At 49.7% G+C, this 24,200-nt stretch carries 21 protein-coding genes; 19 read left to right on the top strand and 2 right to left on the bottom strand.

Going from position 1 to position 24,200, the window contains the following annotated elements:
• Positions 1-261 precede the first annotated feature (261 nt).
• From H7F11_RS10810 to H7F11_RS10725, 18 genes are all read left to right on the top strand, one after another.
• Positions 262-3,132: an alkaline phosphatase family protein gene (locus H7F11_RS10810; RefSeq protein WP_227485432.1), complete on the top strand. Its 2,871-nt coding sequence runs from the start codon at positions 262-264 to the stop codon at positions 3,130-3,132.
• A 596-nt stretch (positions 3,133-3,728) separates the two neighbouring features.
• Complete coding sequence (locus H7F11_RS10805; RefSeq protein WP_010639137.1) at positions 3,729-4,412, top strand: MotA/TolQ/ExbB proton channel family protein; 684 nt, start codon at positions 3,729-3,731, stop codon at positions 4,410-4,412.
• Positions 4,412-4,810, top strand: a complete 399-nt coding sequence (locus tag H7F11_RS10800) for an ExbD/TolR family protein (RefSeq protein ID WP_031569616.1) — start codon at positions 4,412-4,414, stop codon at positions 4,808-4,810. Before H7F11_RS10805 ends, H7F11_RS10800 begins: the two co-directional genes overlap by 1 nt.
• Before the next feature lie 47 nt (positions 4,811-4,857).
• Positions 4,858-7,179 carry a TonB-dependent receptor gene (locus H7F11_RS10795; protein WP_193649380.1) on the top strand — a complete coding sequence of 774 codons (2,322 nt, stop codon included), beginning with the start codon at positions 4,858-4,860 and terminating at the stop codon, positions 7,177-7,179.
• Positions 7,180-7,205: 26 nt separating this feature from the next.
• Positions 7,206-8,009, top strand: a complete 804-nt coding sequence (locus H7F11_RS10790; protein WP_139112191.1) for a tetratricopeptide repeat protein — start codon at positions 7,206-7,208, stop codon at positions 8,007-8,009.
• Positions 8,002-10,071 carry a phosphocholine-specific phospholipase C gene (locus H7F11_RS10785; protein ID WP_065974414.1) on the top strand — a complete coding sequence of 690 codons (2,070 nt, stop codon included), beginning with the start codon at positions 8,002-8,004 and terminating at the stop codon, positions 10,069-10,071. The genes H7F11_RS10790 and H7F11_RS10785 overlap by 8 nt, the downstream gene beginning before the upstream one ends.
• 92 nt (positions 10,072-10,163) lie before the next feature.
• Entirely contained in the window at positions 10,164-12,503 is a 2,340-nt protein-coding gene (locus H7F11_RS10780) for a TonB-dependent receptor (protein WP_193649381.1), read from the top strand.
• A 107-nt stretch (positions 12,504-12,610) separates the two neighbouring features.
• Entirely contained in the window at positions 12,611-13,999 is a 1,389-nt protein-coding gene (locus tag H7F11_RS10775) for an MFS transporter (protein WP_193649382.1), read from the top strand.
• A 61-nt stretch (positions 14,000-14,060) separates the two neighbouring features.
• Positions 14,061-14,531 (top strand): phosphonate C-P lyase system protein PhnG, encoded by a 471-nt coding sequence (gene phnG / locus H7F11_RS10770; protein WP_193649383.1) that lies wholly within the window; start codon positions 14,061-14,063, stop codon positions 14,529-14,531.
• A complete protein-coding gene (phnH, locus tag H7F11_RS10765; protein WP_193649384.1) occupies positions 14,528-15,100 on the top strand; it encodes a phosphonate C-P lyase system protein PhnH in 573 nt (190 codons plus the stop codon). Before phnG ends, phnH begins: the two co-directional genes overlap by 4 nt.
• Before the next feature lie 3 nt (positions 15,101-15,103).
• Entirely contained in the window at positions 15,104-16,210 is a 1,107-nt protein-coding gene (locus H7F11_RS10760; RefSeq protein ID WP_193649385.1) for a carbon-phosphorus lyase complex subunit PhnI, read from the top strand.
• Positions 16,197-17,027, top strand: a complete 831-nt coding sequence (locus H7F11_RS10755) for an alpha-D-ribose 1-methylphosphonate 5-phosphate C-P-lyase PhnJ (RefSeq protein WP_010639146.1) — start codon at positions 16,197-16,199, stop codon at positions 17,025-17,027. The genes H7F11_RS10760 and H7F11_RS10755 overlap by 14 nt, the downstream gene beginning before the upstream one ends.
• Entirely contained in the window at positions 17,018-17,800 is a 783-nt protein-coding gene (locus H7F11_RS10750; protein ID WP_193649386.1) for an ATP-binding cassette domain-containing protein, read from the top strand. Before H7F11_RS10755 ends, H7F11_RS10750 begins: the two co-directional genes overlap by 10 nt.
• The gene (phnL, locus tag H7F11_RS10745; RefSeq protein WP_193649387.1) at positions 17,797-18,495 is read left to right on the top strand and encodes a phosphonate C-P lyase system protein PhnL; all 699 of its coding nucleotides are present in this window, start codon (positions 17,797-17,799) and stop codon (positions 18,493-18,495) included. Before H7F11_RS10750 ends, phnL begins: the two co-directional genes overlap by 4 nt.
• Positions 18,492-19,631 (top strand): alpha-D-ribose 1-methylphosphonate 5-triphosphate diphosphatase, encoded by a 1,140-nt coding sequence (locus H7F11_RS10740; protein ID WP_193649388.1) that lies wholly within the window; start codon positions 18,492-18,494, stop codon positions 19,629-19,631. The genes phnL and H7F11_RS10740 overlap by 4 nt, the downstream gene beginning before the upstream one ends.
• Positions 19,615-20,322 (top strand): DUF1045 domain-containing protein, encoded by a 708-nt coding sequence (locus H7F11_RS10735; protein ID WP_193649389.1) that lies wholly within the window; start codon positions 19,615-19,617, stop codon positions 20,320-20,322. The genes H7F11_RS10740 and H7F11_RS10735 overlap by 17 nt, the downstream gene beginning before the upstream one ends.
• Positions 20,319-20,867 carry a PhnN protein gene (locus H7F11_RS10730; RefSeq protein ID WP_193649390.1) on the top strand — a complete coding sequence of 183 codons (549 nt, stop codon included), beginning with the start codon at positions 20,319-20,321 and terminating at the stop codon, positions 20,865-20,867. Before H7F11_RS10735 ends, H7F11_RS10730 begins: the two co-directional genes overlap by 4 nt.
• Positions 20,828-21,616: a GntR family transcriptional regulator gene (locus H7F11_RS10725; RefSeq protein WP_227485431.1), complete on the top strand. Its 789-nt coding sequence runs from the start codon at positions 20,828-20,830 to the stop codon at positions 21,614-21,616. Before H7F11_RS10730 ends, H7F11_RS10725 begins: the two co-directional genes overlap by 40 nt.
• On the opposite strand, the gene H7F11_RS10720 is transcribed toward H7F11_RS10725, so the two are convergent.
• The gene (locus H7F11_RS10720; protein ID WP_193649391.1) at positions 21,570-22,502 is read right to left on the bottom strand and encodes a YihY/virulence factor BrkB family protein; all 933 of its coding nucleotides are present in this window, start codon (positions 22,500-22,502) and stop codon (positions 21,570-21,572) included. The genes H7F11_RS10725 and H7F11_RS10720 overlap by 47 nt on opposite strands.
• A complete protein-coding gene (gene hda, locus H7F11_RS10715; protein ID WP_193649392.1) occupies positions 22,499-23,218 on the bottom strand; it encodes a DnaA regulatory inactivator Hda in 720 nt (239 codons plus the stop codon). Before hda ends, H7F11_RS10720 begins: the two co-directional genes overlap by 4 nt.
• Positions 23,219-23,474: 256 nt before the next feature.
• On the opposite strand from hda, the gene H7F11_RS10710 reads away from it, so the two are divergent.
• Complete coding sequence (locus H7F11_RS10710) at positions 23,475-24,092, top strand: superoxide dismutase (RefSeq protein ID WP_193649393.1); 618 nt, start codon at positions 23,475-23,477, stop codon at positions 24,090-24,092.
• Positions 24,093-24,200: the final 108 nt, after the last annotated feature.

Here is a 24,200-nt window from a genome sequence, read left to right as displayed (position 1 = left end):
AGCATAGTTTGAGCATTGCATATTTTACATGGAGATAGCCACATGAACGTCGTAAAACATAATCTGACGCATAGCCAGCCGTGGTTGTCTGCCCATAGCGGAGTGATGATTTCAGACACGATGAAGCAAATTCCTATGCAGCGATCTTCACTGCTAAGGAGCATCTTGCGCGCGTTGTATTGGCAACGCTCCCCGCAGGCTACACAAGAACATTCGCAGGCATACAACTCATTGAAATGGGTACCGAGAAATTTTGTCCGGATGAGTGTTATCTGTAGTATCTTCGCAGGGCTGCTCTACAACTTGCCATCCGCCTTGGCTAACCCACTTGATCGACAAGTATTGAGTGCGGTTAAGCTTGACGCACAAAACAAAGCAAATTATACCGCCATCTTACCCACCGGACGCAGCGCAACACCGGTTGGTATCATCAACGGCACACCAAATTTCCCTACGATGGTAGCCGCTTATGGGGATGATGTTGCTGTGCTGGCTAATGGTGCGACACCTTTTCAAACTATTACATTTTATGACGGAAAGACGCTTCAGCGGATTGATCGTCTAGCCGCTTTTTCTAAAGTCGTACCGGCTCAAGCAATGGCTTTTGCAACTCCCGGCGGTAGTGGAATCGCTATCAATCCACAACATGCGGGTGCGGCAGGGGTGGTTTATGTGCCCGAGGAAGACGCTTCATTGAAAACTGCCCAAGCCAAAGCTTCACTTGCTGCTGAAAGCAATCCGAAAGTGATTTCCACATCCGTTCTCTCGCACAGCGACTTTTTCCAGGGATTGGCTGCAGGTCCGGATGGTACTTTCTACGCTACCGGGGGGAATTCTGATCAAGTAGTGGCTTTGCGCAACATTCAGGGAAAAATTACGGTTATTCATCAGTATTCCTTACAGTGGCAGGCTTTTCCAAAGGATCAGTATCCCTATCAGTATCAGGGCAACCACCAGAAGAAATATCTGTTTTATCCGGACTCTGTGGTGGTTGGCCCTGAAAATAAACACCTCTATGTCACGGGCATGCTCGCCAATAGCCTGGCACGTATCAATATCGCTACCGGCAAAACCGAATATGTCAATGTCGGCGCTTATCCCTTTGCGGTGACCCTGGCCGACAGTGGTCAGCACTTGGTAGTCAGCGACTGGGCGGGTAACGGCGTTGTCGTTCTCAACCGGCAAAGCATGCAGGTTCTGGGCGAAATCCCCACCGGTCCGGCGGTCGGCTCCTCGACAGTGGCGGCGGGTGTGCATCCCACCGCAATGGTTGCCGTACCGAATAGTCCCAACGTTTTTGTCGCCGACGCAAATATTGACAAGGTGGTAGAAGTGGACACTAAAAATTTGCGGCCATTACAGGTAATAGATGACAGCCCTTATCCTGACGCTCCTCCGGGCAGCTATCCGGACGGGCTTGCCGTTGCCGATGGCAGACTTTATGTTGCCAATGCAGGTAACAACGATGTAGCGGTGTATGACATCCACACCGGGAAGCGTCTGGGACTGATTCCTACAGCCTGGTACCCGACCAGTCTGAGCATAGCGAACGATGCGCTGTATATCAGTTGCGCCAAAGGCCTGGGCTCCGGACCCAATCTGCAAAGCCAGTGGATTGGCAACATGATGCACGGCGTGATCCAGAAAGTGGCTCTCAAGGACATCCCGGCCCACCTTGCTGAATGGACAGAGACGGCTTTGCACAATGATGGTTTTACTTTAGAGCAGCGCAACGTCCGCAATAAGGAAAATGTCAAAACTACCGCCTATCTGCGTAAGCATATTCACTACGTTGTATTTATTCTCCGTGAAAACAAGACATTTGATGAGGATTTAGGAGATTATAAACCGGCTGGGAAATGGGCAGATCCGCATTTTGATTTATATAATCAGAAAGAATTACCGAACTTGTATAATTTGGCCGGACATTATGCCTTGCTGGCCAATTTCATGGCCGACGGGGAAGTCACCGCGCAAGGCCACCAATGGACTGATGGTGCCTCGGATTCAGATGTTGTTCAACGCCTGTGGCCAGAATATTATTCCGATCGTGGTTTGCTATGGAATGCAGGTCCCGGCGGCACATCTTCTCTAAAACCCAAAGCAGCGGGCGCACACAATCCCTATGTTATTTATCAACCGTTGGGCGATCACACTAATCCATGGATCAGCTATCCTGAAAAGCTTTATTTATTTAATGATCTTTTACAGAATCATGTCAGTTTTGAGGATTTTGGCGAAAACGTGACACGTCGCCGGGATGGTGTCATTCGTGCTGGCTTGCTGCAGCACATGGATGTTCGCTATCCCTATTGGAACAGGATGATCCTGGATACAGACCGAGAGAAACTGGCAGAACAATGGCTCAAATCACATCCGGGCGCGAAATTTCCGCATTTCATTTATATCTGGTTGCCGGATGATCATACTGCCGGTTTGTCCCCCTGCTATTACACGCCAGACTATTATGTGGCCAACAACGACTACGCCACGGCCAAATTTATTCATTATCTGTCTACGACCCCCCAATGGAAACATATGGCAATTTTTTTGAGTGAGGATGACGCACAGTCCGGTGCTGATCATATTAATGGCCATCGGACATTGGCGCTGGTTATCAGCCCCTGGGTCAGAAAGGGCATATTGAACACGCAACTGGACTCCCAGGTGAACATAGTCAAAACCATTGAAGCGACTCTGGATCTGCCGCCCATGTCCCAATGGGATGCCAATGCTTCGGTCATTGGAGATATCTGGACTGACCATCCGGATTTCGCGCCGACACCAGCGGTACTTCCCATACAGGTGCCAGTCTCTTTTAATGCCGGTAAATGCAGCAATCGAACATTATTGCGTAGAGAGGCCGGAGCCACCGGTCATATTCTGACTGCCAAATGGTTGAAGGCACATACCGATCCACACGGGCAACATCTGGCGCCGGTAAGTACGGAGAGTGCCTACACCCCTACTTCGCTACTCAAGGTCAGCGGGCCGGAGCAGTTAAAGCAGGAGTGGATCGCCAGTAAGGGTGTCAAGAGCTATGAACATTTTATGGCTTACCTTCATCATTATGCGCAAGTTCATGGAACGACCATTGCCAGCTATGAGGCCAACGAAGGCAAACTCCATTAAACAAAACGCACTATATTCGGTTGCCGCAATCATTCACTTTAAGTGCTTTGTTGCGCAACCGAATCAACTATCCAGCAAAAGCGGCATGATGGCCGGATGAAACGTCATACCCCACTGATTTATTCCTAAAATAAACTTTATTAATTGCTGTAAATAAATATCCTGAAGGAAGGAATGATTAATCAATCATAATATTTTATAGATACATTTAAAATATTATTATTTTATCAACTTTTTGATTTATATTGTTTTTTATCAGGAAAAACAAAAAAATGCCATTTGTACGGAAAATGTCATCAAATTGTCGCAATAGTGTCACATTCCGTTGTTATGCTACTCACCACTAAAGGTATAGAACTCTACGAATGATTCTTGCAGCGAGCGTATGCAAGAACGGATAGAGGGCTGCATATGCAACACGCGTCAATCAGACACACTGCCGTATGTGATTACCAGTATCTTTGCGCTCCAGCCAGACAGTGCCGGTCGGTAGGCTTTTCGCGCCCTATCCAATGTATCCCTCTGTTGACCCATTTTGGGGTTCATCACCCAGCATTTCGTTGTCAGCCTCTAATTGCTATGGAGCCTGTAATCCTATGAATCTTCATTATTTCATTCACCTCGCCAACTACTCGGACGGGGTTCTATACATTCTGGGCCTGATGCTGCTGGTGGAACTGGCCGTGATGGTGGATCGCTTCTGGTACCTGCGGCGGACCATTCTGCGTGGTCTGGTATTCGTTCAGGAACTGGGACGGCATGGGCGTCTGGACCGCGAAGCCCTCAGTACCCTGGCCGAAGACGCGGGCGACCTGCCCGAAGCTGCTCTGCTGCGTACCGCCGCTGCCCATAGTGGTCAGGTGAAAGGCGAAGCCCTCGCCAGCCGCCTGGAAGAAAGCGTGCTGGTCATTGCGCCGAAACTGGATCGCCGCCTGTGGTTGCTGGACACCATTATTACCCTGGCCCCGCTGCTGGGTCTGTTCGGGACCATCATCGGCATGTTTCATGCGTTTTCGGTATTGGCCCAGCCTGGTCATGCGCCCATGCAGGTCACGGGGGGTGTTGCCGATGCCCTGGTATCCACCGCCTCCGGCCTGTTCATTGCCATGCTCGGCTTGTTGACCTTCAATGCCTTCAACAATCAGGTGCGCATGATTCTGCTGCAACTGGACTCGGTGAAAACCATGCTCATCAACCGCATGGATGGTCAACCGGTCGTGACCTTTGACACCGAAGGCCGCCCCAATGCTGAAGCGGTGGCCGTGGCGAGGGCGGGATAATGGAAAGACGCTATTTCGAGCAGAAAAAGGGTCGGGTCGAAATCATTCCGATGATTGACATCATGCTCTTCCTGCTGGTGTTTTTCATCATGATTACTTTGCAGATGATTCCCGACAAGGGCCTCAATCTGCAGTTGCCCACTTCCAGTGAAGCCCAGAGTCTGCCGCGTCCACATTTCACCATCAACATTCAGAAAGATGGCTCGGTGAACGTCAAGGGTCATCACTATGATCTGGATGGTCTGGAGAAAATGCTCGCCAGCGACGGTGACCCCGGCAAGACCCAGATCACCATCGCCGCTGACAAGGGCGTGCCCTTTCAGGATTTCATTCATGTCATGGACCGCTGCCAGAAGGCGGGGGTGAGTGATATCGGGATAGCGGCGAAGAGTAAATAAAGTGCGGAAACATTACATCTCATCCATCCTATCAAGGAAAAATCAAAATGTTCAACAAATCAATTAAACCATTATATTTCGCCATGGTAATAGCTGGGTTTATTATTAGCACACCCTTGCAGGCAATAGCAGATTCAAATACACCGATAAATGTAGGCGAAGTAAGTGGGTCAGCAAACGTAAAACAAACACCTACTCAAAAAAATCTTAAAAAATTGGACACTAAATATACCAACAAACATATTTTCAAAGAAACTCAATCAGCCATTGTTCTTGGCACAGAAAATAAAAAAATGATAAGCCCAAATGCAGGCGCAGCAGAACTTTTAGCAACTGCACCAGGCGTTCATATTATGAGTGAAAATCCACAAAATGGCTCGGGCCGATATAACATCACTATAAATGGAATGGGTATTGGATGGTGGAGCGGGAATACCTATAGAAATCAGATAAGCATTTTATTTGATGGAATTCCAATGAATAATCAAATTACTAATGATGGTCAATGGAATTCAAATCAAATTCCAATTTTATCAATGATTCATGGAGTCAATGTAATTTACGGACCTGGAAATCCGAAGGATCGATGGTACGATAGCCTGGGCGGAACAATTAACTTTGTTCCATTACAACCAACCGCAAAGGCAAATGCCAAAGCAAATTTATCATTTGGCAGCTATGGTAGCAAAACTGCCAGCTTTTCATTGAATACTGGTGATTTTTATGGATGGTCAACAGTATTGGCTGGTGGCTATACAAGTGCAGATTCTTTTTATCAAGGTCCAAGCAATTGGCCACAGCACTCTTGGTCAGTTTATATGAAAACAGCACATCCATTTTCAAATGGCATGCTAACATTTGGCTTTTATTACGAAAAATCAGATGCAACACATAGTCTCACTGTACCAGTAACACCGATAGCTGGATATACTGTTAATGGATACGGAAAACCTGGTCAATTATTAAGCCAGCAAACAAGTGGTTACTATTACGTACCATCATCAGATTTATGGTACAAAGATGACATAGTTGATTCTTACATATTGTATTCACAGCAGATATTTAATTTGGGTGAGGGATGGACTCTCAAAAATACACCTTGGTATCGTCATGCATATCGACTGCATCAGGCTTACTTTAATTACGGAGCAACTACCTTTAATCCAGAAGCAGCAGAACACTATGCTCCGACTAGTAACTCTTTCGGCGATCGATTAGGTGTTAACCTTCATTCTCATTACAATGATATCAACCTCGGTGGTTGGTTATCATATCAACAATATAATACGAATGAAGATCTCTGGAATCCATTACTGGGCACATCACAAGATAACCCTTATGTATACAATAACGTAGAATTTAATACATTATTCAGCAATCTTTATGCGCAGGATACCATCAAGTTATTAGATGATCATTTGCGTATAACACCAGGACTTGCTCTAGCAGGTTTCTATACATCCATGAGTGATTTAATTAACCCTGAAAGCAAATCACTATACCTAACTGAAACACCGGGTGCGAAAACAAACTTCACACGATTAGAACCATCATTAGGAATTAATTACAAATTCTTGAAGAACTTTTCTGTATATGCAAATTACAGCGAAACTTATCAGAATGAAACAGACTTGGCATATGGAGCTTACTTACAAAAGATTGAAATTAATCCCGCCGATATACCTGTAACAAAAGCTGTAGATTACGAAGCTGGTATAAGATTTCATGATAAAAGCACAAACATAGGAATCAATTATTATCATGATTATTTGACCAACCTTTTGAATGGTGTTTCTGGGTCTATAACACAATTCAATGCATCAGGCTACAATTTGGGTAATGCCATATACCAAGGTGTCAATATTTATGCAAAATGGCGTCCAATCTGGCAACTATATGTGTATGGGTCTGCAAATGTTCAACATTCTTATTATACTCAAGATTACAATAACTCCGGAACATCATTTAACGGAATGAGATTAGCAGGGATACCTCACTATTCTTTTAATGTCTCAGTTTCCTATAAATTCAGGATGCCATACGGAGTTCTAGAACCTGTTCTGACGGATCAGTATTCAGGAGGGCAAACACTATATAACAATGTCGCTGGTGGACCAACAAACCAAACTATAAATGCATATAACATAGTGAACCTTTCTGCCAGCTACAAAACATTTGCATTGAATCATATTATACCCGGTGTTAAAGAAACAGATTTCAATTTCGGAGTATATAATTTACTAAATAGAAAATATGAATCAGATATCTATCTTGCAACTGGCGGATACAATCCACAGGAAGAACCCTCGTTATTTGCTTATGCGGGAGCACCTCTACAGGTCTTTGGAGGATTGACAGTTAAATTCTAATTCTTAGTCATTTGGGAATTAACGAAATGAAAAAAAGATTTCTTATTGAGAGTTCAGTCTCTCAATCAATAATTGCTTTGATAGCATTTTTCAGTCTGACAGCATCTAGCCAGGCAACCCAATACTATCATGGCCCACTCGTCCAAGCATCCAGGGGATGTTTTGATAAGGACTCTCACGCAATCCAGGTGTTGTCCCAAGGCGCAGCCAAAGGGAATTACGAAGATATCCAAGCTTATGCAGCATATTGGGTCTGCAAAACGCAACCTGAAAAGGCCATCCCATGGTTAAAAAAATCTAGCAACATGGGAAACGGATGGTCAAGCCAGATGCTGGCTCATTATGCATTAAAAAAAATGCACATTGATGGTACAGAAGCGCTCAAATATCTGAATCGTTCTGCTTTGCAGGGAAACGCTTGGGCTGCAAGAGAATTGGCTAATATTTACCTCAACGGTTTATATGGTATAGGTGTAGATCTCCACAAGGCGTCCTACTGGGCGCTTTATGCTGAAAATGTTAAAGAGATTGTTCCCAATACATTTTATTTAGCAGCAAGTTATCGAAATGGCTGGGGCGTACCCAAAAACTTTAAAAAAGCAAAACAACTCTATGCTGAAACTATGCATGTTCTCAAGGAAGCAGCAGATGGTGGTGATCCTTATGCCGACATGCTTTTCTTTGAGTTTTACACAAAATATAGTCAGGATGTGGGTATGAAAAAAAATATGCATCAAGCTAGCTATTGGTTGAATCAAGCTGCAGCAAAAGGCTATCCACCTGCAATAGCCATTTTAAGTGCCAAAAAGGAGCATATTACTCATGAATAATTATAGTCGCAGAGAATTTATGAAAACCATGCTTGCCGCCAGTGCAGCAACCGCAACTTTACCGTGGTCTATTCAGCGTGCTCTGGCTACACCGGCAAACTCGATCAGTGGCAGCATCGAAGATGTTGAACACATTGTGATCTTCATGCAGGAAAATCGCTCATTTGATCATTACTTTGGTCATATATCAGGTGTGAGAGGCTATAATGATCGCTTTCCTCTGCCTTTACCTGGTAGTAAATCAGTATGGGAACAACCACGTCTTGCTGATGCCAATGAAACGATCCTACCTTATCATTTAAATACCCTTACCACTTCAGCCCAGGTTATTGGCGATTTGGACCATAGTTGGTACAGCACCCACGCTGCTATTTCCGGCGGACTATATAATGCCTGGCCGCTATCAAAAACAGATAGAACTATGGGCTATTACCTCCGGCAAGACATACCCTATCACTACGCACTTGCTGATTCTTTTACGGTATGTGATCACTATTTCTCATCAGTGGCTGGTCCGACGCACCCAAACCGATGTTATTTGTGGACTGGAATGGTTGATCCCACAGGCGAAGGTGGTGGCCCCTTAATCAATAACAACGATTATGTTACTGAGCCTAAAGCTTACCCCCCAGTATTCTGGACCACTTACCCAGAAAGACTACAAAAGGCCGGTATCAGCTGGCAAGTTTATCAGGAAGGCACCGAAATAAGTTTGGAAAAGCCTTTCGAAGGCAACTATGGGGATAATCCCTTGGCCATGTTCCGCCAATATGTAGATGCTCCAAACGATTCTCCTTTACGGAAACGCGGTATTTCAGTACGGACTCTGAAACAGTTTCATGAAGATGTTGTGCGTGATCGTCTTCCTCAAGTTACCTGGATTGTCGCTCCAGCAGGTTATACTGAACATCCCTCTTACGCACCAGCTTATGGAGCTGTATATATTGCACGCGTGTTGGCAGCACTGACGTCAAATCCCAAAGTTTGGTCTAAAACCGCACTGTTTTTGAATTACGATGAAAATGATGGACTTTTTGATCATGTTATGCCCCCACAACCCCCCACCCCAGTCCGTCCAGGTAAAAGTACGGTGAGTACTGAAGGCGAGATTCATAACGTAATTAATCCACAACAAGCCCCGCTTTATGTTCCTGATGATCTTCCCTATGGTCTAGGCGCAAGAACGCCGATGATTGTGATTTCTCCATGGTCTCAGGGTGGTGCTGTCTGTTCCCAGGTATTCGATCACACGTCTGTTATTCGTTTTGTGGAAAAAAGATTCGGTGTTAGTGAACCCAACATCACTCCATGGCGGCGCTCCATCTGTGGTGATCTTACTTCGGCTTTTGATTTTAGCCGACAGGATTTGCGCAAATATTTATTACCCAGTACAGCCAATAATTTCTCTCTAGTTAAACAAGCAGTAGAACGGCTACCCATGCCTAAAGTTCCAGAACCAGGCTCACAGCAAACTATTATTCCGCAAGAATCCGGTCAGCGAACGAGCCTCCCGATTCCTTACCAGCAAACGTTAAACCTGACTGCAGATGACAGTGGATATCATATACACTGCAAAAATCCCTCAACTGTTGGGGTTTGTTGCTATGCCTATTGGGATGGCAGCACGAAGTTGCCACAACGTTATACAATTGGCGCAGGTCACCATCTAGACGATCATATTCCTTATCCAGAGGGTGAAGCAATAATGACCGTATATGGTCCAAACGGGTTTATTCGTAAATTGCATGGGAAGGGTAAATCTTTATTAGAAGTCTTTGAAATATATTTGCCCTCTGGGGATCTGAGGTTGAGAATCAGAAATCTAGCTACAGAATCACGATCATTGTCAATTAAGGATATTTCCTATGGAAGCCATGACAAACAATTACGCCTTGATGCAAATGAAACAAAAGAAATTGATTTTGCTCTACAATCTAGTCATCACTGGTATGACCTCGCGATCAGCGATGACACCCACCAATGGCGAATAGCTGGGCATGTCGAAAATGGGCGTCCATCTTTAACCGATCCGGCTAATACCAAGCCTGTCTTATCTGTGTAGATCGATTATCAGCTACAAAGGCCATATCCTAGATTAGGCATTAAACAGATAATACTTTTTTTGCAATCCAACCAACACCTAACGAGGAATTTATGAGTCATTTGCTTTTATCAAAGAAATCTTTATATATAGCCATAATGGCCACCGGTATGATCTGTACTTACAACATATCAATAGCGTATGCAGATCAATCGGAGAATAAACCAGCGATAAACATTGGTGAAGTTAATGGCCAATCAAGTACCGCAGAAAAAAATAAAAAAGACAATAAAAAAGTAGACTTAAAATCCCCTGTACAGACAGTGCATATTACCCAAAGAGATATTGAAGACAATACGCCTTCTGGTGGTAGCATGGTAGAGGCAATTGCGGCGACTACTCCTGGATTCCAGGCTCGTCGTACAGGTACTGCGAGCGGTGCGAATCGCTACCAAATCCGTCTGAATGGCATTCAGATAGGCTTCGACGAAACCGGGCAGGCCGAGATGAATGGCAACCAGATTTTGATGGATGGTATACCGTTAAATAACCCTTTGGCATCCTACCACGGATTCTCAACCGCAGAGCTTCCCATTTCTTCCATGTTTTCTGGTATTAATGTAGTCTACGGTCCAGGTACAGCCAAGCAACACTGGTTTGACTCCATGGGTGGCACCATTGACTTTCGCACCAAATCTTCCGGCGAAAATCCTTCTGCCTTTGTTGATATAGGTGCTGGAAGTTTCAATGCCTATAATGCTAGTACAGGCATTTCTACTGGTGCGATAGATGGCTGGAAAACTTATATAGCTGGGGGCTACACCAGAACCGGACAGGCACGGATCAGTCCTTCACTTACAGGGCCATCCGAAAGCTCCGCCATCTTTGTCAAGACGCAAAAGAAATACCAGAGCGGGAAGTTTTCAGCGGGTTTTTATTTTAATCATACAGAAGAAAATCGCCCTCATTTGATTCCAGTTTATCCATTTGCAGGCGGATCAGTGAATGGTAATGGTGTGGAAGGTCCGGCCTTAAGTCAGGTTACTTCGGGTTTTTACTATACACCATCGAGCAATCTCTGGCGTAAACATGAGAAATATCTCACCTATCTCGGCTATCTGAAACTGACTACCGACCTGTCAAGTAATGTCAAATTTCATAACGCAGTATGGTATCGCGCAGGGAACAGGCTTAAGGTCCGTGTTGACAGCTATGTGATGGCTCCAAAACTAGATACTGAATATTATCCTACCTCATCTGGAAATTTTGGTTATCGGGGTGACTTCACTATAAATCTTCCATGGAACAAAATTGATGTAGGCGGGTATTATCAGCAAACCACCTATGACTCTTCGTTTGCAGGCTATGCTTCATTTATTCCCGGACATGAACTAGGGAGTAATAGTCCTGTCTATTATCGAGATGATCACGATCATTGGAGTGCGGCAAGCGCATTTTTGCAAGACAAAATAACACCGGTTTCTTTTCTGACCATAACACCAGGATTGAATCTTATAAATTATCATATTTCTATTAATAATGTCACATCAGTCTCTTCCGCCGATTTATTTCCTGGTGACACAATTGGGGACTTTCCCACTGTGGCTGGCGATACTGCCAATTTCACTAAAATCGCACCTAGCGTGGCCGTTAATGCCACAATTACTCCTGCATTACATGCTTTTGCTACATGGTCACAAAACTATCAGACTCAAATTGATAGTGCCTACGGTGAAGGCGCTTCACATCCAGTTATTGCACCTACTCAACCCGCAAAAATTAATTTTTATATGGCAGGATTGAAATATGCGCAAGGTCCATTGGAAGGTCAAGTTTCATTTGTTCACCAGAAACTCAGTAATCTGGCAGTTCAAATCACTCAAGCAGAATCACAAAATATCATTGTTGAACCTGCGAATGAAACGATCAACGGACTAAACTTTTTATTAGCTTATGGTCATAATCTAGGCTTCAACGCGCGATTATTGGGAAGCATTCTCCATGGCACAGAAAATACAGTTGATGCCGCCGGACAGGCAGTAAATGGTGCTAGAGTAACGGGTCTTCCTACATATAACATCAACTTTGGACTAGGTTATCGCATGTATGCTGATCAAACCTTATGGAGCATCAGAGCGTTGGACAATTATCAGTCCGCCACATATCTCTCCAGTGATATTACTGCCTCTCCAACCACACTGCAGTTACCATTTTCAGCTGTCAATCTTGTGAATTTATCTTTATCCGCGAGAACAACCATGTTTGATCATGACATTCCTGGACTAAAACTCATGCGGGTTTCGTTAATGTTGGATAATCTACTCAATCGCAAATACAACGTACAGGGATATGTTTCTGCCGGCGGTAATTATGGTGCAGGCAGCGCGGGTAGTATTCTTGCCAGCCCGGGAACCCCACGCGCAGTTTACGCTTCCATTACGGCATCTTTTTAGATTAAACATTTAAATAATTGCTGTAGACATGCCATCGACCTTGCATCCTGCATTAACAAAGCAGGGCCGATGGATTTGTCCACATCCTATGAAAACGGAGTTTCTCCATGCAATCCATCCACACCCACTTCGATAACCTCAAAATCAATTCCCAGCATCGGCGTATTGTCATGGCGGCGGGGCTCGGAATTTTTCTGGATGGTTATGATCTTTCCATCATTGCCGTGGCCTTGCTGCTCCTCAAACCGCAATGGCATCTGGGGGCCGTTCAGACCGGTCTGTTGGGCGCCGCCACTCTCGCGGGGGCGGCTCTGGGCGGGCTGATTGGCGGCCGTATTGCCGACCGCTTTGGCCGAAAAATCCTTTATTTGGTGGATGTTGCCACTTTTTTTCTTGCCGCCGTCCTTTCCGGCTTCGCCTGGGATGTCAGTTCCCTTATCATATTGCGCTTCATATTGGGTATTGGCGTCGGTATGGATTACCCTTTGAGCTCCAGCTACATCGCCGAATTCATGCCCAAAATGCAACGGGGCAGCGGCCTTTCCTGGGCTTTTACCTTATGGATGATTGGGGCAGCCGTTTCCGCTGTTATCGGGCTGCTGCTTTTGCAAACCGGCCCCGAAGCCTGGCGCTGGATGTTTATCAGTGGTGCCTTACCTGCCCTTGCTGTCCTCTGGTTACGCCGCAATCTCCCGGAAACCCCGCGCTGGTATATTGCTAACAACCGTCCTGAGGACGCCTTACGGGTTCTCCGACAAATTTCTCCGGAAGCCGACAGTCAGGCACTGCATGCCGCAATTGCTGCCCAGAAACAGGATGAGCAACCCATTCGCGCCTGGGCAACCCTGTTTCAACCCGCCTGGATGCGCCGGACCTTATTGATATTAATTCCCTGGATGATGATGGATATCAGTGGATATGGTCTGATTATTTATCTCCCTACCCTGCTGGGCAGTTTTGGCGTGCATTCGCATACCGCAGCCCTCCTGTGGAATGTCATTTTTGATCTGGTTGCGCTGGGTGGAATTGCGCTTCTGGCCTTGACCACCCGCAAAATTGGTCGTCTTCTGCCCCAGAATATTGGCTTTGCTCTGGATGTGCTGTTTTTGGGCACGCTTGGACTGGTGGCACTGGTCGCACAACCACCTCTCTGGTTACTGGCCATCACCTTGTTTGGTTATACTTTCTTCAATAATTTTGGGCCTGGATCCACCACCTGGTTTTTACCGGTGGAATTGTTTCCCACCGATTTGCGTGCTTCGGCACATGGTCTGGCTACCGCATGCTCACGCGTTGCTGCAGCTACTTCTGTTTTCCTTCTGCCGTCGGTACATGCCGCAGTCGGTGATGGCTGGCTTATGTTGATACTGGCTTTTACAGCGCTCATCGGGTTGATCGTAACCATGCTCCTGGGTCGTAACCTGGAACCCGGAAATCGTAGCCTGGAGGAAATCAGCGAAACAGACCGGGAAGCTGCTCTGCAACCTGCAGCATAGTCATTGTCGGCCAAGCTTATGCCTGTTATGATCCAGTCATCTATACAAGATGAAGATGGATATGCCCAACAGCCCCACACCCCTCACGCATTCAGTAGCACAACGCCCAGACTGGATGCGGGAACTGGCTGTAGCCAGTCTGGAGGATTTCCAGATGATTTCAGCCATGGTTAAAAGCTGGCCAAATTATCAGATATTGGCAGGCCCGGAACTTGGCAGCATCATGATTCACGGACGCATTGCCGGAAACGGGTCACCTTTTCCGGTGGGAGAATGCAGTATCACCCGCTGTATGGTGGAGGATGCTCAAGGCCATACCGGATATTCCTGGATATTGGGGCAGGAAACTGAAAGAGCATTGTGGGCCGCCCGCTGGGATGCCTTATTACAAGATTCGGCCCATTTTCAAGATCTCTGGAATCAGGCAATCCAACCCTTGCAACAAAAACGCATACGCAACGAACAGGCCGTCGCGGATAAAATGCAGAGTACCCAGGTTCAGTTTTTCAGCATGGAAAACATGCGCGCATGAACAGCAGGCAAAATCAGCAGGTTTTCAGAACCCTGTTAAATGCCATGTCCGCACCCGGTAAAACTTTTGCGTTCGACACAGCAGAATGGTCTGACAGACTGTCTTCAGCCCCCTTATCTCCTGCCTGTGCGGCTATTTGCCTGAGCTTGCTGGATGGCGCCAGTCCGATCAGCCTTTTCCAGATGCCGGAATCTGTAGCGCCCTGGCTACTCAGGCACTGTCGGGTCCCCATCAGTGCACCAGAACAGGCTGCATTTGCGCTTGGCATGGGTAAGCACTGGGACTGGGACCGAAACCTGCTGAATATTGGCAGTGAAGAAGAACCGGAAAAAGGCGCCACCCTGATTCTGGAGCTGGACAGCCTGAGCGATGGAGCGCCTCTGCAGTTGACTGGTCCCGGCATTGCCAGCAGCCAAATAATCGCACCCCGGCTCGCACCCGGATTCGTGAACTTCTGGCATAAGCAGCAGGGCCTTTATCCTCGCGGGATAGATCTGATTTTATGCTGCGGGAATGCATGTCTTTGCCTGCCCCGCTCCATCAGCATTCATGCAGACAGGGAGAATTAAGTCATGTCCTATGTAGCCGCCAAAGGGGGTGCCCAGGCCATTCACGCCGCCCATCAGCTGGTTGCCGAAAGAAATGCCCCAGATCCTGACGACCTGCAGGCACAAATCGCCCGGCACCTGCATCTGGGCATTGATCGCATCATGGCCGAAGCCTCGCTGTACGACCGGGATATTGCCGCAAAAGCGCTTCTGCAAGCTCAGGGCGACAGTATCGAGGCGGTATTTATCGTCCGCGCCTACCGCGCCACATTAAGTCGTTTTCTGGATTCAGTTCCCCTCAATCTTGGCCAGGCCCATTTGCAAAGACATATATCTGCTGCCTTCAAGGACGTTCCCGGCGGCCAGCAACTCGGAGCCACCTATGATTACTCCCATCGTCTGCTCGGTTATTTCCAGAATCTGCCCGCACGGGACGAAGCGGAAGCTTCCTGCGCCACCTCCGGCATCCCTCCAAAAGCCACACTGAACAAAACCAGCGTCATGGATCTTCTCGAAACAGAAGGTCTGATTGAAAAGAGCTCTACCGAACCAGCAGATGCAGAAAATCGGGACATCACCCAAATTCCGCCCGGTTTTCCTGCCAGTCGTGCCCAGCGCCTGCAGACATTGGCGCGAGCGGATGAAGGTTTTGTGCTCGGCATGGCCTACTCTACCCAACGCGGCTATGGGCAAAACCATCCCTTTATTGCCGAATTAAGCCATGGCTCCGTCAATGTCGAAATCTGCCCGCCAGAACTGGGCTTCAGCCTCTGCATCGGCACCATAGAAATGACAGAATGCCAGATGATCAACCAGTTTCAGGGAGACTCTCCGGACACGGCCACCTTTACCCGAGGCTACGGACTGGTTTTCGGACACAATGAACGCAAGGCCATCGCCATGGCATTGCTCGATCGTGCCTTGCGCGCTCAGGAACTTGGCGAAAAGGTGGAAGCGCCTGCACAGGATGAAGAATTCGTGCTCAGTCATTGTGATAATGTGGAAGCCACCGGTTTTGTGGAACATCTGAAACTTCCCCACCATGTGGATTTTCAGAGTGAAATTTCGACATTACGGGCTCTGCGCGCCCAATCGCCCGGCACAACGGTAAAACACGATGATGCCCTATAACTTTGCCTATCTCGATGAAAACAGTAAACGGGCCATCCGCCGCAGTCTGCTCAAAGCCGTTGCCATTCCCGGTCACCAGATTGCCTTTGCCAGCCGGGAAATGCCTCTGCCCTATGGTTGGGGAACCGGAGGTATCCAGGTAACTGCCGCCATTATCGGGAAGGATGATATTCTCAAAGTCATTGATCAGGGCGCCGATGACACCACCAATGCCGTTTCCATCCGGCATTTTTTCCAAAGCGTAGCCGGCGGAATCGCCACGACGACCGACACCCAACAGGCCAGCATCATCCAGACCCGCCACCGGATCCCGGAAACAGCACTGCGTGCCGACCAGATCATCGTCTATCAGGTCCCCATGCCTGAGCCGCTCTTCAAGCTGGAACCACGCCGCACGGAAACCCGGATTTTGCACGCCATGGCCGATTACAGCCTGATGTACTTGCAGCTTTATGATCACATTACCCGCTATGGTCGCGTGGCGATCGGCTATGATTACCCCGTCATGGTGCATGACCGCTATCTGATGTCGCCCTCCCCCATTCCGGCTTTTGATGTCCCGAAAATGCACATGAATCCCGCCCTGCAACTTTTTGGTGCTGGGCGCGAAAAACGCCTCTACGCCGTTCCTCCTTATACTCGTGTCGTGCCTCTGGCTTTTGAGGATTACCCCTTTACTCCGCTGCAGGCGCAAGCTCCCTGTGCGCTCTGTGGATCGACCAGCTCCTACAAGGACGAAATCATTCTCGATGACAGCGGCAAAAGACAGTTTGTCTGTTCCGACACCGACTATTGCGGGAAAACGTCATGCAAGTGAACACCCAACCCGCCCTGATGGTCCGCGATCTGCATTTTCAGTACGGCAAACAGCCGGTAGTTCGCAATGTATCCATGGAGTTATATCCCGGCGAAATCCTGGCCATTGTTGGCGAAAGCGGTTCGGGCAAATCCACTTTGCTGAACCTTCTTTACGGCAGCTTGTCGCCCACTCAGGGCGCAATACAGGCCAGCACTCCGGACCTGGGCTTGCGTCCTGTCTCTGCACTCAGCAGACAGGCACTCCGGCATCTGCAACGCACGGCCTGGGGCTTTGTCTGCCAGAATCCCCGCGATGCCCTGCGCATGGAAATCAGCGCCGGCGGCAATATCGTTGAAAGACGCATGATCATGGGCCTGCGCCATTATGGCCAATTGCGCGAGGAAGCCCTTTACTGGCTGCAAAAAGTGGAAATTGATCCGACCCGCCTGGATGATTTACCCGAAACTTTTTCTGGCGGCATGTTGCAGCGCCTGCAGATTGCCCGCACACTCATCAGCCAGCCCGCCCTGCTCTATCTGGACGAACCCACCAGCGGTCTGGATGTTTCCGTACAGGCCGCCTTGCTGGACCTGCTCCGCAAACTGGTTATTGCGGAAAATATGGCGGTAGTGCTGGTTACCCATGATCTGGCAGTAGCCCGCCTCCTCGCCCAGCGCATTGCGGTCATGCGTCAGGGCGAAATCATCGAAGAAGGGCTGGCCGATCAGGTGCTGGATGATCCGCAACATCCTTACACCCAACTTTTGGTCAGTTCGGTGCTCCCGGCATGAATATTCTGGAAATTGAAAAACTCAGCAAAAAATTTGTGTTGCATCTGCGTGGTGGTTTGAATCTGCCTATTTTACGCCATATACAATTGAGCGTTGCTGCCGGTGAATGCGTCGCGCTGGTCGGCGCCTCAGGTAGTGGAAAATCATCCCTGCTGAGAACAATATATGGGAATTATCGGGCAGAATCCGGTGCCATCCGCCTGCGCAACGGGCTGAGTATGGTGGATATTTTGCAAAGCAGCCCCCGCGAAATCATCGCGTTGCGGCGACAGGTCATGGCTTATGCCAGTCAGTTTCTGCGGGTCATTCCCAGAGTCTCCACCCTGGATCTGGTCGCGCAACCGCTGGCCGATCAGGGCATTGATACGCAAACGGCCATGGAACGCGCCACTGAGATATTGCTGGAATTGAATCTGCCGCAACACCTGCACGCCCTGCCTCCCGCCACCTTTTCCGGGGGCGAACAGCAACGGGTAAATCTGGCCAGAGCTTTTGTCGGCCAACATTCCCTGATTCTGCTTGATGAACCGACGGCCTCCCTGGATGGGCACAATGCCACAGCGGTCAAAAACAAGATTCTACAAGCCAAAAAAACCGGTCGGGCGGTACTGGCGGCATTTCACGACCCCGACTTTATCGCTCAGGTGGCTGATCGCCAATATTCCATCCCATCCCTTTCGGAGCATGCCCCATGAAAACCCTGGCCTTCAGTAATTTCCGTATGGTTCTGGAAGATCGCATTGTTCATGGCGCTCTGACCCTGGATGAAAACGGCAAAATCATAGCGCTGGAAGAAGACCCGCATTCCCGACCCGGCAGTGAAGACGGACAGGGCGACTGGTTGTTGCCCGGACTGGTGGATGTGCACACCGACAATCTCGAACGCCAGGTACAGCCGCGCAGCAACGTGCGCTGGCCTTCCCGTTCCGCTTTTCTGGCCCATGACAGCCAGTGTGCGGCCGCAGGCATCACCACCGTGGCAGATGCCCTTTGTGTCGGAGATGCCGGCTTTGAAAGCCAGCGTATCCAGACCCTTCGCGATGCGGTTGTAGACCTGACTTTTCTGGATGAACAAGGGTTATTACGTTCCGACCACGTGCTGCATCTGCGCTGTGAACTCCCCACACCCAATATGCAACAATTGTTTGAAACGGCAATGGCGCAAGCCCCCGTTCACATGATCAGCATCATGGACCACACCCCCGGTGTCGGTCAGCATGCCAATCTCGACAAATTCCGCGAAGGACGGCGTGGTGATGGATACAGCGAGGCCGAACTGGACCAGATGATTGTGGAAGCCCAGCAGCGTCGGGAAATCCATAGTGAGATCAACCGGCATTATCTTCTCGAAAAATTGCACGGGATGGGTTTGCAAATCGCCAGCCATGACGACCGCACCGCCGAAGAAGTTCGCCGAAACGCCGCAGAGGGTATTCGCATTGCCGAATTCCCGGTGACCCTGGAAGCGGCACAGGAAGCCAGAAAACTGGGGATGGCCACCGTCGCAGGTGCCCCCAACGTGGTGCGCGGTGGCTCCCATTCCGGCAATGTCGCCGTGCGCGATCTGGTTGCCGCCGGACTGGTGGATGTGCTCGCCTCGGACTACGTCCCCCACGCCATGCTGGAAGCGGCCTTTGCTCTGACCCGCATGGGCCTGATCAGGCTCCCTGAAGCGGTGCAGATGGTCAGCCTCGCCCCGGCGCGCATGCTCGGGCTGGAAGATCGTGGCGCGCTGCAAATCGGCATGCGCGGCGACCTGCTCCGGGTGCGCGATTTCGACAACCATCCTTTATTGCGTGCAGTCTGGAAAGCCGGTGAAAGAATTGCCTGAATCCATGCGTGTCGCCATTTATTACGTACCAGAAGCCGATGATCCCCTGTGGATAGCAGGCAGCCATTGGTTGGGTTGGGATTCCGAAACTGCGCAGACCAGACAGCGGCCCCCGATTCAAGGCCTTGCAGAAGCTTCACGACGCGCCAGTCGTTATGGCTTCCATGCCACCATCAAAGCCCCCATGCCCTTGCAGGGCAAGCTGGACGATCTGATTGCAACACTGGAACAACAGCTGGCAGATACCCCGGCTTTTTTCCTGCCTCCCCTGCAATTGGTTCAGGATGAAGGTTTTGTTGCCCTGCGGCTCAGTCAGCCCTGTCCTGAACTGCACGCACTGGCAGATACCTGCGTGCGCAACCTGGAACCCTGGCGGCGGCCCTACACTGACGAGGAAATTTCGGCAAGAAGCCAGAAGATAAAGCTTCCCCGGCACCGGGAATACCTGGAACGATGGGGCTATCCCTATGTATTTGAGGAGTTTGTTTTTCACATGACCCTCAGCGATCAACAATCGGACACGCGTTTGCTGACTACCGCCAGCAAATATTTTGGTGACATCCCCAGGCAGCCACGCCGCTTGCAGGGCCTCGCATTAGCCTGTGAAACAGACCAGAACGCACCCTTCACCCTTTTGCGTCGCCTGCCCCTCGCTCCGGCGATACCCGCCCCCCGCCAAAATAAATCATGAAGCCCCTGCTGGTTCTGGTAGTGGGTCCTTCCGGTGCGGGCAAGGATTCAGTTATTCGCGGCGCAGAAGCCACACTGAAAAATGACCCACGTTTTTATTTCGCCCGGCGAATGGTCACCCGCAATGCTCCACAGGCTGGAGAAATCAACATCAGTGCTGAAGCGTTCAGACAACGCGCTGAATCCGGTTATTTTGCCAAAACCTGGGACGCGCACCAGCTATCCTACGGCCTGCCCCGGTCGGAATTGCAGCCTCAAAACGCCGCCGTGCAGATCATCATTGCCAATGTTTCGCGCACCGTAGTGAATGACCTGCTTGCGGAATATGGTGGACATGTTTTATATATCACCGCTTCATCAACCGAAATTCGCCGCCGCCTGGAAAAACGTCATCGTGAAAGTGCTGCATCCATCAACGACCGCCTGCGTCGTCACATTCCTCTGCCAGAGCAGTTGCCCATGACCACCATCCGTAATGATGGGTTGCTGGAAGAGGCCATCCAACAATGTGTACACAGCCTCATCAGGCTGCTGGAACACCCATGATCAGCACCAGCAAAGTGCAGTTCGTCCCCGGAATCACCATCTGGAAACAAATTGTCAATGATCTGCAGGCCCGCATAGATTCCGGTGAACTTGTCGAAAACCAGAAACTGCCGGGCGAGGCGGATCTGGCCAAGGCTTACGGAGTCAATCGCCACACCATGCGCCGCGCCCTGCAGGAACTCGCGGCCGTGGGCAAAGTGCGCATACAGCATGGTCGCGGCAGTTTTGTTGCCAAGCATGTGTTTGACTATGAACTGGTCGAAAGGCCGCGCTTTTCGGAATGGGTCAAAAAGTACAATAAACCCGGGAAAAATGACATTCTCGAGGCGGCCATACTGAATCTGGCCGATCTTCCCGAGTTGGCGCGCATTCAGCAATATGGCGTCTTCCCGGAATATCCCCAGGTTGCGATGATCAAAACCCTTGGCCGGGTCGGTGAAGAGCCCATTTCCATTGCCAGACATCTTTTTTTCGGGAAAGCCCTGCTGGCCCTGGTGGATGATCTGCACGCCGGACGCGGTATCACTGAATCCCTGCGCCAGCATGGCATACAGGATTATACCCGCATGCGCTCCACCATTTCGGCCACCATGTCCGGCCCTCAGGAGCGGGATCTGCTGAAAGTCGAAAAAGGTGAAATCGTTTTTGTCTGCGAAAACGTCAACGTTGATACGAGTGGCGTCGGCATAGAATTCTCAACGGTCATTTATCCGTCTTCACGGGTGCGCCTGGTTTATGAGCCGGGTTGAGCGTGTTCTGGTCAGAATAAACACCGGCTTCTGCCATTTCCGCCCCGAATAAAATGCTGGCCCAGGCCACATACAACCAGAGCAGAAACACAGGAAAAGCGCCCAGCGCCCCGTAAACCGTTTCAAAAGTCGAAAAACGCAGATAGGCGGAGAGGCCGAATTTATCCAGTTCAAATAACAGGGCTACCGTCATCCCCCCCAGCAGAGCATCCCGCCAGCGCGGCGCCGCAGCAGGCAGAATCTTGTAGAGCAAAAGCATCATCACTGTCACCACCAAAAAAGTCAGAACATGACTGAAAAACGGCGGCAGCACGGGAATATGACCCAGATATTTTAACAGGGGTTGCAAAGGACCCAGCAGGGGGAGGAGCAAGGCCACACTCAGTGGCGCCACGACCAGCATGGCCAGATAACGCAAAACCCGGCACCACCAGCAATGGGGTGCAACCCCCCAGATGGCATTCAGATGCCGCTCTACCGCGTGCAGCAGAAACACCGCCGTCAACGACAAACCGATTATCCCCAGCAACCCCAGTTGCGTACCCTTGGCGGCCAGTAAATTCACTTCATGAAGAATGGTATAACCCGTCTGCGGAACAAAGCTGCGCAATATCAGGTGATCCACCTGGGTACGATGCATCACGCTGAATCCCACCAGATTCCACATGCTGAATACCAGCACTGCCAGCGGAATCAAACCAAATAAAGTCGTATAGGACAGCAGACCAGCCCGATCAATGCAGTCATCTTTCCAGAAGCCATGCCAGGCCCGATACCAGCGAAAACCGAAACCAAGCACAAAACCCTTACGGGCAGGAGGCTGTGGGCGCGAACCATCTTCCTTTTTACCAAAACACTGCTGGCCTTCTTTATGATCAGTACTCACAAAGACGCCTCCCTGTCCAGACAATGACGAATAAATGGAATGGTCAGTTGGCGTTGCTGCTCCCAGCTGCGCGCATCCAGCATCTCCAGCAAGGACTCCAGCACGGCCATATCCCGCGATTGATGGCGCAGCACATACCGGGCAACGTCCCGGTCCATGCGCAAGCCGCGACGCCGGGCCATGGTCTGCAAAATATGCAGCCGCTGCAGATCATCGGGTAATTGCAGAGCCATTGGCACACAGGCGCTGAACCGGCTCGCCCAATCCGGCAGGGTCCAGACGAGTTGCCGGGGTGCTTCCCGACCCGCCATTAACAGGGGTCGGGCGCGATGAAAACGTTCATTGTACAGATCGTACAAAAACTTCTCTTGATCCACCTGACCGGCCCAGGCGTCCACATTATCCAGACAGAGTAAAGGCGCATCCACCAGACTGGAAAAAGTTTCCGGCAGCGCCAGGTCTACAAAGGACTGCATCATTTCGGCGCATTCAATATAAGGTATCCAACCTGCATCGCTTTGGGCAGCACCCTGTAATAAATGGCTTTTACCCACCCCTCCCGGGCCATGCAAATAAAGTCCAAACACAGGTGCTGGCCGTACCAGCAGACTCCGAACGGCATTCAATGCGGCAGTGTTGGGTTCTGGACAAAAATCATTGAGCGTTGCGCCGCTTCGCAACCCCAAAGGCAGGCGCATCTGGCCATTGGCGAGCATCAGCAGCGCCTGGACGACAAATATCGTAAGCCTTCAGAGCTTACCCAGGAAAAACTGTCATGGCTTGGCATGACTCCAGAAGCTAGGCAAGAGACCCTTGGCTGTCAAGCAGATTCTTATCCATTTTCCTACCCTCTGAAACCGAGCGAATAAGCTTCAGCACAGTCAGACGACCAGCAGGTCGTTTGCAGCCTCCTCTGCCACTGACTACAATCACAGGGATTCATTCCCAACCGACCAGCAGGAGAGTAGAGCAATGTCTGAATATAAAGTACGTGAAGAATTGAAGCCCAGCGGTCTTGACGGCATTTCCGACGCCCAGATCAACGATCACTGGGGCTTGTACACCGGCTATGTCAACCAGAGTAATGCCCTGCACAAAGAACTTGAGGAAATGCGTGCGGCTGGCAAAACCGCCTCCCTGACCTATGCTGACCGTCGCCGTCGTTTTGGTTTTGAATACAATGGGATGGTCTTGCATGAATACTACTTTGCCCAGATGAAACCCGGCATCAGCATGGATCAGGCGCCCGGTTTCAAGGCCGCCGTCACCGAACAGTTCGGCAGCGCCGAAGCCTGGCACGAAGACCTCATGGCTGCTGCCAAAAGCCGCAGCATTGGTTGGGCCATCGCCTATTACGATGGGACTACCGGCCAGATCAACAACCATTTCGTCCAGCTGCATGAAGATGGCAACATTGGCGGCTTTGTCCCCCTGGTCATTGTGGACGTGTTTGAACATGCCTACATGGTCGACTGGAAAGCCCTGGGGCGTGGCGATTACCTGGCAGCACTCCACAAAAACATGAACTGGAGTGTCATTGAAGCACGCTTCCAGGCAGCCAAAAGCGGACAGATTTTCAAGCGCTTCTGATCGATTAGCGGGGTAACCCTGACGCCCCATGACTTGTGGCGTCTGAGTGAAGAGCGGCCCGGCCGCTCTTTTCTTTTGACAGCAGCCAGCCCCCCTCATAACATGACC

This window comes from Acidithiobacillus sp. HP-2 (assembly GCF_015100155.1).
In the GTDB taxonomy this organism is placed as follows: Bacteria; Pseudomonadota; Gammaproteobacteria; order Acidithiobacillales; family Acidithiobacillaceae; genus Acidithiobacillus.
The sequence above is the reverse complement of the archived record's forward strand: the minus strand, read 5'-3'. Positions and strand labels throughout refer to the sequence as shown.

Bases quoted from the DNA above. Each gene is read 5' to 3' on its own strand.
- H7F11_RS10755 (WP_010639146.1), top strand. From the start codon at position 16,197: ATGATGCCCTATAACTTTGCCTATCTCGATGAAAACAGTAAACGGGCC.
- H7F11_RS10710 (WP_193649393.1), top strand. From the start codon at position 23,475: ATGTCTGAATATAAAGTACGTGAAGAATTGAAGCCCAGCGGTCTTGAC.
- H7F11_RS10740 (WP_193649388.1), top strand. From the start codon at position 18,492: ATGAAAACCCTGGCCTTCAGTAATTTCCGTATGGTTCTGGAAGATCGC.
- H7F11_RS10805 (WP_010639137.1), top strand. From the start codon at position 3,729: ATGAATCTTCATTATTTCATTCACCTCGCCAACTACTCGGACGGGGTT.
- phnL (WP_193649387.1), top strand. From the start codon at position 17,797: ATGAATATTCTGGAAATTGAAAAACTCAGCAAAAAATTTGTGTTGCAT.
- hda (WP_193649392.1), bottom strand. From the start codon at position 23,218: ATGCTCGCCAATGGCCAGATGCGCCTGCCTTTGGGGTTGCGAAGCGGC.
- H7F11_RS10795 (WP_193649380.1), top strand. From the start codon at position 4,858: ATGTTCAACAAATCAATTAAACCATTATATTTCGCCATGGTAATAGCT.
- phnG (WP_193649383.1), top strand. From the start codon at position 14,061: ATGCCCAACAGCCCCACACCCCTCACGCATTCAGTAGCACAACGCCCA.
- H7F11_RS10785 (WP_065974414.1), top strand. From the start codon at position 8,002: ATGAATAATTATAGTCGCAGAGAATTTATGAAAACCATGCTTGCCGCC.
- H7F11_RS10730 (WP_193649390.1), top strand. From the start codon at position 20,319: ATGAAGCCCCTGCTGGTTCTGGTAGTGGGTCCTTCCGGTGCGGGCAAG.
- H7F11_RS10780 (WP_193649381.1), top strand. From the start codon at position 10,164: ATGAGTCATTTGCTTTTATCAAAGAAATCTTTATATATAGCCATAATG.
- H7F11_RS10790 (WP_139112191.1), top strand. From the start codon at position 7,206: ATGAAAAAAAGATTTCTTATTGAGAGTTCAGTCTCTCAATCAATAATT.
- H7F11_RS10750 (WP_193649386.1), top strand. From the start codon at position 17,018: ATGCAAGTGAACACCCAACCCGCCCTGATGGTCCGCGATCTGCATTTT.
- H7F11_RS10775 (WP_193649382.1), top strand. From the start codon at position 12,611: ATGCAATCCATCCACACCCACTTCGATAACCTCAAAATCAATTCCCAG.
- H7F11_RS10800 (WP_031569616.1), top strand. From the start codon at position 4,412: ATGGAAAGACGCTATTTCGAGCAGAAAAAGGGTCGGGTCGAAATCATT.
- H7F11_RS10810 (WP_227485432.1), top strand. From the start codon at position 262: ATGAGTGTTATCTGTAGTATCTTCGCAGGGCTGCTCTACAACTTGCCA.
- H7F11_RS10760 (WP_193649385.1), top strand. From the start codon at position 15,104: ATGTCCTATGTAGCCGCCAAAGGGGGTGCCCAGGCCATTCACGCCGCC.
- H7F11_RS10725 (WP_227485431.1), top strand. From the start codon at position 20,828: ATGTGTACACAGCCTCATCAGGCTGCTGGAACACCCATGATCAGCACC.
- phnH (WP_193649384.1), top strand. From the start codon at position 14,528: ATGAACAGCAGGCAAAATCAGCAGGTTTTCAGAACCCTGTTAAATGCC.